Below are 11,661 nucleotides of genomic sequence, written 5' to 3' on the forward strand. Positions count from 1 at the left end.
ATACTCGGCCAGGACCCGCTCCAGGAAGCCCACCGAGTCCGTGGCCGACAGCGCGACCAGGCTCAGCCGGTCCATGACCGCGAGGTAGTGGTCGACATCCTCGGGCTTGTCGAGGCAGAGGGCGCTGGAGAGCTGCTCCAGGTAGACGATGGAGGTCCGGGACCGGGAAGCGCAGCACGGTGATCGGGCCGCCGGCCGCGGCGTGGCCGCCGACGTGGAAGGGGACCTGCTGGGCGACCTCGTGGGTGTTGTCGACGGTGGGCAGCCCGGTGCCGATGTCCAGGAACTGACGTATGCCCGCCTCTCCGGCGAGACGGCTCACGCCCGGACCGGGAAGCGCCGTTGGAGGCGCGCGAGCAGGGCGATGGCCGGGAACATCTTGAGGATCATCTCGCCCGCCTGACGGTCGGCGGCGTAGTTGTCCTTGCCGCCGAGCAGGAAGTTCCCCACACGCGCCGAGTGGGCGGGTCGAGCTGCAGCCGGTCGTCCAGCGGGTCTTCGGAAGTCATGGGGAAAGCGTCACACGAAGTCGCCTGCGGTGTCCGGCCGTTGACGTCTCGACCACGGCGGTCACCTGGGCGTCGGTGAACCCGCGGTGGGCTCCTGGCGTGGCGCGGCCCGCAGCCGTACGGCGTCCCGTCCCGGCGGCAGCCCGAAGCGACGGCGGTACGCGCGGCCGAACCGGGAGGCGCTGTCGAAGCCGCCCGCGAACCCGATGGTCGCCACCGCGGAAGTGCCGGTGGAAGGGGGACGGCCTCATGCCGCAGGGACGGGCGAGCTCCTGGAGGCCGACCTCGTGGGGCCGGAGGTCCGGCTGACCCCGGAGCAGAGCGCGCGGCTGGACGAGGCGTCGGCCCCGACCCTGAACCTGCCGTGCGACCTCAACCGACGGGTGGGCCGGATGCTCACGTACGTGGCGGCCACGGTGGACGGCGAGCCGGGTGCGGTGCGTCCGCCGCTGGTGGAGAGCACGGCCCGCTTCCGGCTCAGGCCCCTCGTGCGACCCCGGTGCTGTCCCGCACGATCACCCGAGGCACCGGTACCCGCACCGTCCGCGCCGGTCCGCCGTCCACCAGCGCCGTCAGCTCCCTGGCCGCCGTACGCCCGAACTCCACGCTGTCCCGGGACAGCGCCGACAGCCACGGCTTGACCATGCGGCACAGCGCCGAGTCCTCCCAGGCCACCACCGACACATCGGCCGGCACGGAGAAGCCCAGTTCGGCCGCGGTGGCGACGCCGGCCACGGCCATCACGTCGTTGTCGTAGATCAGCGCGGTCGGGGAAGCGGGGCGCCGCAGGACCCGGCGGGTGACCGCCGCGCCCTCCGCGTCGGAGTAGTCGGTGGTCACCGACTCCACCTCGGTCAGGCCCCGGCGCTCGGCCTCCGCGCGCAGGGTGCGGATACGGCGCTCGGTGTGGGCGAGGCCCGGAAGGCCCGCGATGTGCACGATCCGGCGGTGGCCGAGCGTGGAGAGCTCGTCCACGACCGAGGCCATGGCGCCCGCGTCGTCCGCCCAGACCGTCGACAGGCCGGGGTGGCGCTCGTCGGGGGCGCCGCCGATCACCACGGCGGGCAGGCCGAGCTCGTCGAGGAGGTCCGGGCGCGGGTCGTCGGTGCGCGGGTCGACGACGAGGACGCCGTCCACCCGGTGCTCCGCCCACCAGCGGCGATAGACGGCACATTCGTCGTCGACGTCCTCGACCACCTGGAACAGCAGGCCGAGATGCCGCTCGGCCAGCACCTCCTGTATGCCCGAGACGAGCTGGAGGAAGAAGGAGTCCACGCCGAGGGTGTCGGCGGGTCGGGCGAGCACGAAGCCGACCGTCGCCGCGCCCTCCCCGGACAGCTGGCGGGCCGCCGCACTGGGCCGCCAGCCCAGCTGCTCGGCCACCCGGCGCACCCGGTCGCGGGTCACCTCGGAGACACCGGGACGGTCGTTGAGGGCGAACGAGACGGCGCTCTGGGAAACGCCGGCGTGCCGTGCGATGTCCTTCATCGTCGGGCGGCGCGCCGGTGACCGCTTGCCTGACACGCTGTTCCCCAATCCACTGACACATTCCCGGGTCAGTATGCACTAATGCGGTTCAGCTGGAACTCTCTAATGCGTATTAGCAACTAATGAGATTAGCTCTGTGGGAGCCATTGACGGGCCCGGGAAACGGCGTGCAAGGTCTGCGTCATTGGCCAACTCCGCCCCCAAGGAGGCCGGTTCACCGTGCCCACATCCCGCAGAACCTTCGCCGCGGCCGCCGTTGCCGCCCTCGTCCTGCCGCTGAGCGCCTGCGGCTCCGGGGACGACGGCGGCTCGACCGACGCCTCCGGCAAGGTCGAGGGCGACATCACCTTCCAGACCTGGAATCTGCGCGCCAACTTCAAGTCGTACTTCGAGGGTGTCATCGCCGACTTCGAGAAGAAGTACCCCGACACCCATGTGAAGTGGATCGACCAGCCCGCCGAGGGCTATGCCGACAAGATCAGCGCGGACGCGGCGAGCGGCACCCTGCCGGACGTCGTCAACGTCTCCCCGGACCTCGTCGCCCCGCTCGCCAAGGCCGGCCTCGCACTCGACCTCGACAAGGCCGCCGCGAAGTACAGGAAGGAGTATCTGGCGGGCGCTTGGGCCAGCCACCGGATTCCGGGCATGACCGGCACGTACGCCTTCCCCTGGTACCTCAACACCGGCCCGCTCTTCTACAACAAGTCCCTCTTCAAGAGGGCCGGCCTCGACCCCGACCAGCCGCCGAAGACGTACGACGAACTCTTCGACGACGCCCTGGAGCTGGCGAAGAAGAGCGACGGCAAGGTCGCCACCCTCGCCAACGTCCCCACCGTCGAGGACTTCGGACGCTACGGCGTCGAGCTGATGAACAAGCAGGGCACCGCCTTCTCCTTCAACGACGCCAAGGGCGTACAACTCCTCACCAAGTACAAGGAGTTGTACGAGGCCAAGGCGCTCGACCCGCAGGCGCTGACCGCCACCCCCGAGTCGTCCGGCAAGAAGTTCCTCACCGAGGCCGTCGCCATGAACCCCGGCAGCGCCCTCGACCTCGGCAACTTCAAGAAGAACGCGCCGAACCTGTACAAGAACATCGGCATCACCGACCAGATCACCAGCACCGGGCACGTCAACATGTACGTGATGGGCGTGATGGTCAACTCCAAGACCAAGCACACCCCTGCGGCCGTCGCCTTCGCGCACTGGGTCACCGACGCCGAGCACCAGATGTCCTTCGCCAAGAAGGTCGCCATCTTCCCGAGCACCGCCGGCTCCCTCGACGACCCGTACTTCACCAAGGAGGACGGGACCGACGAGACGCGGGTGCGGATCGCCGCCGCCAAGTCCCTGAAGAACGCGGTCAATTACACGCCCGTACTGTTCAGCGAGCAGATGAAGACGGCGCTGCGGAACGAGGTCGCCAAGGCCCTGCAGGGCAAGGAGAGTCCCAAGGCGGCTCTCGACAACGCTGTCAAGGCCTGCAACACGCTTCTCCAGCAGCAGGGTTAGGGACGGGAGATGGCCTTGTCCTCCGTGTCCGGGGTGCGGCGCGTGCAAAGCCGTCGGGGTGAGCAGCGCGTGCGGCGCCAACTGCCCGCCAGCCCCTGGCTGTTCGCCGCACCCGGACTGCTGATCACCGGCGTGTTCATCCTGTACCCGTTCGTCTCCACGCTGGTCAACGCCTTCACCGACCGGCGCACCCTGATCCCGGGCACGTTCGTCGGGCTCGCCAACTTCCGCGAGCTGCTGCACGACGACATGTTCTGGATCGGCCTGCGCAACAGCACGCTCTACGTCCTCGGAGTCGTCCCCGCGCTGGTGGTCCTGCCGCTGCTGCTCGCGCTGCTGGTGCAGAAGAACATCCCCGGCATCACCTTCTTCCGGTCCGCCTTCTACACCCCGGTCGTCGCCTCGATCGTCGTGGTCGGGCTGATCTGGGTGTGGCTGCTGGACGAACGCGGCCTGATCAACTCCCTGTTGGAGACGGTCGGAGTCGGCCGGGTCGGCTTCCTCAGCGACCAGTGGCTGCTCCTGCTGAGCGCCATGGCCGTGACGGTGTGGAAGGGCCTCGGCTACTACATGATCATTTATCTGGCGGCTCTGGCCGACGTCCCGCGGGAACTGCACGAGGCCGCCGCGGTCGACGGTGCCGGGGCGGTGCGCCGGTTCATGGCCGTCACGGTGCCGGCCGTGCGGTCCACCATGGTGCTGGTCGGGGCGCTGTCCTCGGTCGCCGCGTTCAAGGTGTTCTCCGAGGTGTATCTGATGGCGGGGCCGAGCGGGGGCCCAGCGGGGGAGGACACGACGCTGGTGATGCTGGTCCAGCGCACGGGAACCGGACTGACGGGCCGGGTCGGCTACGCCTCGGCCATCTCGGTCGTCGTCTTCGTCGTCACCGTCGCGTTGATGCTGCTGGTGCTGCGGGCGGACCGGAGGAGCGAGGCGTGAGCATCACCGACGAACACGGCCGCCGCGTCCGGGTCTGGGAACTCGCCCTGCGCTACGCCCTGTTGCTCGCCGTACTCGCCCTGACCGTCGGCCCGTTCCTGTGGCAGCTGTCCACCTCGCTCAAGGGGCCGACCGAGGACATCTTCAGCTCCCCGCCGAAGTTCCTGCCCGGCCATCCCACCCTGCACAACTACGAACGGGTCGCGGACACCATCCCGGTCTGGGACTACGCCTTCAACTCGCTGAAGGTCGCTACCGCCAACGTCGTGACGAACTGCGTCGGTTCGGCCCTCGCCGGCTACGCCCTGGCCCGACTCCGGTACCGGGGGCGTCGGGTCGCCACCCTCGTCTTCATCCTGGCGATGCTCGTGCCCGTCGAGGGCATCATCATCGCCCAGTTCACGACCATGCGGGAGCTCGGCCTCAACAACACCCTCATCGGTGTCGTCCTGCCGGGCTGCATCGGCGCCATGAACGTGCTGCTGATGCGCAACGCCTTCCTCAACCTGCCGTACGAGATCGAGGAGGCGGCCTATGTCGACGGCGCCAACGTCTGGCAGCGGTTCCTGCGCATCGCGCTGCCGTCGGTGCGGGGAACCGTCGCGGTCGTGGCGATCTTCGCCTTCATGGGCGCCTGGGACGACTTCCTGTGGCCGCTGATCGTGCTGAGCGACCCCTCCAAGTTCACCCTGACCATCGGCCTCAACTATCTGCACGGCACCTTCGCCAACGACGAACGGCTCGTCGCCGCGGGCACGGTCATCGCCGTGGCCCCGCTGATCGCCCTCTTCGCCTGTCTGCAGCGGTACTTCTTCCGCGGGGTGGGCGAGGGGGCCGTGAAGGGCTGACCGCCGCCATCGAGCCTCAAGGACTGCTGCATGTCTGCTGCCGTGCGCTTCGGCGTCAACTACACCCCCAGCGAAGGGTGGTTCCACCACTGGCTCGACTTCGACCTCGACTCCGTACGCGCCGACCTCGACTCCATCGCCGCCCTGGGGCTCGACCACATCCGGGTCTTCCCGCTGTGGCCGTACTTCCAGCCCAACCGGACGCTGATCCGGCCCCGGGCCGTGGAGCAGCTCGTGGCCCTCGCGGACGCCGCCGCCGAACGCGGACTCGACGTCAACGTGGACGGTCTGCAGGGGCACTTGAGCAGCTTCGACTTCCTGCCGTCCTGGACACGGACCTGGCACCGACGGAACCTCTTCACCGACCCGGCGGTGATCGACGGCCAGGCCGCCTACCTGCGCACCCTCGCCACCGCCCTGGCCGACCGCCCCAACTTCCTCGGCATGACCCTCGGCAACGAGGTCAACCAGTTCTCGGCGTGCCCGCATCCCGATCCCGACCGGGCTTCCGAGGAGCAGATCGAGGCTTGGCTGGTGCGGATGCTGGCCGCCTGCGCGGAGGGCGCCCCGGGCCGGCTGCACCTGCACGCCGAGTACGACGCGACCTGGTACCAGGACGACATGCCGTTCACCCCGGCCCAGGCCGCCCGGCACGGCGCCATGACAGCCGTGCACTCCTGGGTCTTCAACGGCACCGCCCAGCGCCACGGCCGTACCTCCGTCCCCACCGAACACCACGCCGCGTACCTCGTCGAACTGAGCAGGGCCTGGGCCGGTGACCCGCACCGCCCCGTCTGGCTCCAGGAGGTCGGCGCCCCCGCCCCGCTGATCCCGCCCGAGCATGCCGCCGCCTTCACCGAGGCGACCGTCGCGAACGCCCTGGACTGCCCCGACCTGTGGGGCATCACCTGGTGGTGCTCCCACGACGTGTCCCGGGAGCTCGCGGACTTTCCCGAACTCGAGTACGGGCTCGGCCTGTTGACCAATGACCGGCGTCCCAAGGACGCGGCACGGGTCCTGACCGAGGCCGCGGCTCGCGCGGACACCTACGCGGCCGCTCCCAGGACCACGGCGCTCGTCGTCCCCGCCGATCCGGCCGTCCGCTCACTCTGCGCACCCGGCGGCCCCGTCTTCGACGCCTACTTCCGGCTGACCGCCGACGGCGCCCGCCCCACCACCGTCCTCGACACCCGCGCGGACGACAAGGACCACCTCACCGCCCGCGGCATCACCGAAGTCGTCACTCCCGAACAGGTACTCCCCACCCCACAAGGAGGCACCAGCTCGTGAACCCCACCAGACGCACCGTCCTGCTCGCCGGTGCGGCAGCCGCCCTGCTCCCGCCCCTGCCGGCCTCCGCCGCCCCGAAGGCCGCCGCCACGGCCACTCAGCCGTACGCCTCCTACTGGTACCCGGACTCGCTGCCCTCGGGCACCCCCGGCGCCGGCATCACCTGGCGCAGCCTCAAGTCCTGGACGGCGGACGGCGACACCGACCTCGCCTTCAACGCCGCCTCCGTGCCGCTCGCGCCCCGCTTCACCCCGACCCCGGCGAACAGCACTGCCCGCTCCGGGCAAGCCCGCATCCAGTCGCTGGTCTCCTTCGGGCCGACCTCCGGCAACCCCTCCCAGGGCTCGGCGACCGCCGACTACTACGCCCTCACCCACTGGGCCTACCTCGACGAACTCGTCTTCTGGGGCGGCTCGTCGGGAGAAGGGCTGATCCTCGCGCCGAACGCGCCCGTCGTCGACGCCGCCCACCGCCACGGCGTGCCCGTCCTCGGCAACATCTTCCTGCCGCCCACCGCCTACGGTGGCCGGCTCCAGTGGACCCGCGACCTGGTCCAGAAGGACTCCTCCGGCCACTGTCCGCTCGCCGCCCAGCTGGTGGCCGTCGCCGCCGCGTACGGCTTCGACGGATGGTTCGTCAACGCCGAGACCGGCGGCGGGGATGCGGCCCTGGGCGCTGACATGCTCGGCTTCGTCAAGGAGCTGAAGTCGCTGGCCTCCGCACGGGGGCAGCGTGTGACCTGGTACGACGCGATGACCGTGAACGGGACGGTGAGCTGGCAGGGCGCGCTGAACAGCCAGAACCAGGCCTTCTTCCAGGCCGCCGACGACATGTTCGTCGACTTCCGGTGGAGCGCGAGCACACTGTCCTCGTCCGGGACGAAGGCCGATCAACTGGGGCGCAGCCGCTACGAGTTGTGGGCGGGGGTCGACGTCGAGTCCAACGGGTCCGGTACGAGCGTGAGCTGGGACGCGATCGTGCCGAGCGCCACGGCGCACATCACGTCGATCGGCTTCTACCGGCCCGAGTGGACCCGTAACCACCTCCCGGCCTCCCGGACGCCGGCCGACTTCCACGCCGCCGACGACCGGTTCTGGACCGGGCGTTCGCTCGATCCCGCGCAGCCGGACGCAGGTGATCCCTGGCGGGCGCCCGCCGTGTCGGTCGCGGATCGGTCGACGGTGAGCGGGGTGCCGTTCGCGAGCACCTTCAACACGGGGCATGGGCTGCGGTGGTACGAGGAGGGGGCCGTCACGTCGGACGTGGCGTGGAACCACCTCGGGCTGCAGGACCGGCTGCCGTCGCGGCGGTGGGTGGTGCGGACGGCGGGGGAGCGGCCGACTGTCTCGTTCGACTTCGCGGACGCGTGGCGGGGTGGGAGCAGTGTGCTGGTGGAGGGTGAACTGAGCGAACCCGCGGTGCTCGACTTGTACGCGACACACCTGCCGATTGCCGTGAACACGGTTGTCGAGCTCACGCACCGGGTCGACGCGGGCGCCGTGAACGTCGAGCTCGCCGTGGCCACAGCCGAGCCGAGTTCACCGGGTGCGACACCGCCGTACACCTATCTGCCCGTGAACTCGGTCAACAACTGGAACACTGTGACTGTCCCGCTCACAGGCCTCTCAGGAACCATCCGTGCCATCGGTGTGCGACTCACCGCGATCGATGGTCCCGTGCAGTGGCGACTGGGTGCGCTGGCGGTACGGGACACGGTCGACACCCCCGTAGCCCCCTCCGGCCTCCGCATCACCGCTGCCACCGGAGGCGACCTGCGCCTCGCCTGGGACCCGGCGCCCGGCGACGTACGCCACTACACCCTCCACCGCCTCCTGCCCGACGGCACCCGCCGCTTCCTCGGAGCCACCGGCCAGCGTGCCTACTTCCTGGCCGGCCTCCAGCCCGAACAGGGCGAGACGGAGGCGCGGCTGGAGCTGCGTGCCGTGGGGGAGCCGTACACCTCGTCGGACCCCGTCACCGTCACCCACACCTGGTAGCACCCGTATCAGTCGTATCCGCCGTATCCTTCTCCCACCCTTGGAGCACCCCGCATGCATGACGACCGCACCCTGGTCGAAGCCCGTCTCAAGCGTGTCCTCGACGAGCGCATCCGGCCCGCCGTGTACCCCGAGTCCGTGCCGCTGGAGGTCGCGGTGTGGCACGCGCCCGGCGAGCCGGTGCCGGTGGAGGAGGGACTGGCGGCCGAGCCCGAGCCGATCGCGGTGGGCGCCCGGTGGGGTGCTCCGTGGGGGACGAGTTGGTTCCGGGTCACCGGAAGGGTCCCCGAGGCGTGGGCCGGCCGGACGGTCGAAGCGGTCCTCGACCTGGGCTTCGACGAGAACATGCCCGGCTTCCAGTGCGAGGGCCTGGTCTACCGGCCCGACGGCACCCCGGTGAAGGGCCTCAACCCACGCAACCAGTGGGTGCGCGTCGGCGCGCCCGCCGAGGGCGGCGAGGAGGTGCGCCTGCACATCGAGGCGGCCTCCAACCCCGTCATCCTCGACTACCACCCCTTCCTGCCCACCCAGTTGGGCGACAAGGAGACAGCCGGCGGCGAACCGCAGTACACCCTCACCCGGATGGACCTGGCCGTCTTCGACGAGACGGTGTGGCAGCTGGTCCTCGACCTGGAGGTGCTCGGCGAGCTGATGGCCGAGCTGCCGGTGGAGTCGGCACGGCGCTGGGAGATCCTGCGGGCGGTGGAGAAGGCGCTCGACGCGGTGGACCTGCAGGACGTCAACGGCACCGCGGAGCAGGCCCGTGCACGCCTGGCCGAGGTCCTGAGCACCCCCGCCGCCCCGTCCGCCCACCGGATCAGCGCCGTCGGTCACGCCCACATCGACTCGGCGTGGCTGTGGCCGCTGCGCGAGACGGTCCGCAAGGTCGCCCGTACGACCTCCAACATGACCGCACTCCTCGACGACGAGCCCGACTTCGTCTTCGCCATGTCGCAGGCCCAGCAGTGGGCATGGGTGAAGGACCACCGGCCGGAGGTGTGGGCGAAGGTGAAGAAGGCGGTCGCGGACGGGCGGTTCGTGCCGGCCGGCGGGATGTGGGTGGAGTCGGACACCAACATGCCGGGCTCGGAGGCGATGGCCCGCCAGTTCGTGCACGGCAAGCGGTTCTTCCTCGACGAGTTCGGCATCGAGAACGAGGAGGCCTGGCTGCCGGACACCTTCGGCTTCGCCGCCGGGCTCCCGCAGATCATCAAGGCGGCCGGGTCCAAGTGGCTGCTCACACAGAAGATCTCCTGGTCCCGGACCAACAAGTTCCCGCACCACACCTTCCGTTGGGAGGGCATCGACGGCACCCGGATCTTCACCCACTTCCCGCCCGTCGACACCTACAACTGCTCCATGAAGGGCAGCGAACTCGCCCACGCGGCACGCAACTTCAAGGACAAGGGAGTGGCCCGCCACTCGCTCGCCCCGACCGGCTGGGGCGACGGCGGCGGCGGCACGACCCGTGAGATGGTCGCCAAGGCGGCCCGTGTCCACGACCTGGAGGGCTCGGCGACCGTCGCCTGGGAGACACCGCGGGAGTTCTTCGAGAAGGCCGAGGCCGAATACCCCGAACCGCCCGTCTGGGCCGGCGAGCTCTACCTCGAACTCCATCGCGCCACCCTCACCAGTCAGGCCAGGACCAAGCAGGGCAACCGCCGCAGCGAACACCTCCTGCGCGAGGCCGAGCTGTGGGCGGCCACGGCGACCGTACGGACCGGATTCCCCTATCCGTACGAGGAGTTGGACCGTATCTGGAAGACGGTGCTGCTGCACCAGTTCCACGACATCCTGCCCGGCTCGTCCATCGCCTGGGTCCACCGGGAGGCGAGGGCGACCTACGAGCGCCTCGCCGCCGAGTTGAACGCCATCGTCGATGCGGCCCAACGCGCCCTGGCGGGCGAGGGATCGACGCCCCTCGTCTTCAATTCGGCCCCGCACACCCGCGCCGGCGTCCCGGCGGGCGGCGCGGGCACGGCGGTCGCACAAGGCGCCACCACCCTCACTTCACGCCCTGAGGGCGGACACGTCCTCGACAACGGACTCCTGCGGATCGTGATCGACGCGCAGGGGCTGGTCGTCTCGGCGTACGACATCGAGGCGGACCGCGAGACGATCGCCCCGGGACGGGCCGCCAACCTCCTTCAACTCCACCCCGACTTCCCGAACATGTGGGACGCCTGGGACGTGGACGAGTTCTACCGCAACACGGTCACCGACCTCACGGACGCCGACGAGGTGACCCCCGGCGGGGACGGCACATCGGTGCGGATCGTCCGGTCCTTCGGCTCCTCGCGTGTCACTCAGGTGCTGTCACTGGCGCCGGGGGAGCGGCGGCTGGTGCTGGACACGGAGGTGGACTGGCACGAGACGGAGAAGTTCCTGAAGCTCGCCTTCCCGCTCGACCTGCACGCCGAACGCTATGCGTCGGAGACCCAGTTCGGGCACTTTCACCGCCCCACGCACACCAACACCTCCTGGGAAGCCGCCAAGTTCGAGGCCTGCAACCACCGCTTCGTCCACTTCGAGGAGCCCGGCTGGGGCGTCGCGGTCGTCAACGACTCGACGTACGGCCATGACGTGACCCGCACCGTGCGCACGGACGGCGACCGGGGTACGACCACCACGGTCCGCGTCTCCCTGCTGCGCGCCCCGCGCTTCCCGGACCCCGAGACCGACCAGGGCGTCCATCGCTTCCGGCACGCTCTCGTCCCGGGGGCGGGGATCGGGGACGCCGTGCGGGAGGGATGGCGGATCAACCTTCCGCAGCGGCGAGTCGACGGTGCGCGCGAGGTCGCGCCGCTGGTGACGGTGGATCAGGAGGCCGTCGTGGTCACGGCGGTCAAGCTGGCCGACGACGGCAGCGGGGACGTCGTGGTCCGTTTCCACGAGGCGCACGGGGGACGGGCCAGGGCGGTGCTGACGGCCGGCTTCGAGGTCGCGGAGGTCACGGCGACGGACCTGCTGGAACGGCCGCTGTCCGACGCGGCGGCGGTCGAGCACGACGGTGACCGCGTCGCCGTACGCCTGCGGCCGTTCGAGCTGGTCACCCTGCGGATGCGGAGGGGCTGGACCGTG

7 protein-coding genes and 3 pseudogenes are annotated in these 11,661 nt (G+C 70.2%); 6 read left to right on the plus strand and 4 right to left on the minus strand.

What is annotated here, in order from left to right; all coding sequences use genetic code 11:
• Window positions 1-3 precede the first annotated feature (3 nt).
• From ACWC09_RS12995 to ACWC09_RS13010, 4 genes and pseudogenes are all read right to left on the minus strand, one after another.
• Window positions 4-232: pseudogene (locus ACWC09_RS12995) on the minus strand (Scr1 family TA system antitoxin-like transcriptional regulator); the annotation flags it as partial.
• Window positions 224-450: pseudogene (locus tag ACWC09_RS13000) on the minus strand (SAM-dependent methyltransferase); the annotation flags it as partial. The pseudogenes ACWC09_RS12995 and ACWC09_RS13000, both read right to left, overlap by 9 nt.
• A gap of 120 nt (window positions 451-570) precedes the next feature.
• Window positions 571-726: a hypothetical protein gene (locus ACWC09_RS13005; RefSeq protein WP_450850578.1), complete on the minus strand. Its 156-nt coding sequence runs from the start codon at window positions 724-726 to the stop codon at window positions 571-573.
• A 260-nt stretch (window positions 727-986) separates the two neighbouring features.
• A complete protein-coding gene (locus tag ACWC09_RS13010; protein ID WP_450850579.1) occupies window positions 987-1,997 on the minus strand; it encodes a LacI family DNA-binding transcriptional regulator in 1,011 nt (336 codons plus the stop codon).
• A 219-nt stretch (window positions 1,998-2,216) separates the two neighbouring features.
• Between ACWC09_RS13010 and ACWC09_RS13015 the strand changes: the two genes are divergently transcribed.
• The 6 genes and pseudogenes from ACWC09_RS13015 to ACWC09_RS13040 form a co-directional block, all read left to right on the plus strand.
• Window positions 2,217-3,506: an ABC transporter substrate-binding protein gene (locus ACWC09_RS13015; RefSeq protein ID WP_450850580.1), complete on the plus strand. Its 1,290-nt coding sequence runs from the start codon at window positions 2,217-2,219 to the stop codon at window positions 3,504-3,506.
• Window positions 3,507-3,515: 9 nt separating this feature from the next.
• Window positions 3,516-4,445, plus strand: coding sequence for a carbohydrate ABC transporter permease (locus tag ACWC09_RS13020; RefSeq protein WP_450850581.1), 930 nt, complete (start codon window positions 3,516-3,518; stop codon window positions 4,443-4,445).
• Window positions 4,442-5,293, plus strand: coding sequence for a carbohydrate ABC transporter permease (locus ACWC09_RS13025; protein WP_450850582.1), 852 nt, complete (start codon window positions 4,442-4,444; stop codon window positions 5,291-5,293). Before ACWC09_RS13020 ends, ACWC09_RS13025 begins: the two co-directional genes overlap by 4 nt.
• A 42-nt stretch (window positions 5,294-5,335) precedes the next feature.
• The gene (locus tag ACWC09_RS13030; protein ID WP_450850645.1) at window positions 5,336-6,583 is read left to right on the plus strand and encodes a glycoside hydrolase 5 family protein; all 1,248 of its coding nucleotides are present in this window, start codon (window positions 5,336-5,338) and stop codon (window positions 6,581-6,583) included.
• Window positions 6,580-8,580 carry an endo-beta-N-acetylglucosaminidase gene (locus ACWC09_RS13035; RefSeq protein WP_450850583.1) on the plus strand — a complete coding sequence of 667 codons (2,001 nt, stop codon included), beginning with the start codon at window positions 6,580-6,582 and terminating at the stop codon, window positions 8,578-8,580. The genes ACWC09_RS13030 and ACWC09_RS13035 overlap by 4 nt, the downstream gene beginning before the upstream one ends.
• Before the next feature lie 54 nt (window positions 8,581-8,634).
• A pseudogene (locus ACWC09_RS13040) lies at window positions 8,635-11,649 on the plus strand (alpha-mannosidase); the annotation flags it as partial.
• Between the last annotated feature and the right edge of the window lie 12 nt (window positions 11,650-11,661).

The organism is Streptomyces sp. NPDC001617 (assembly GCF_053596855.1).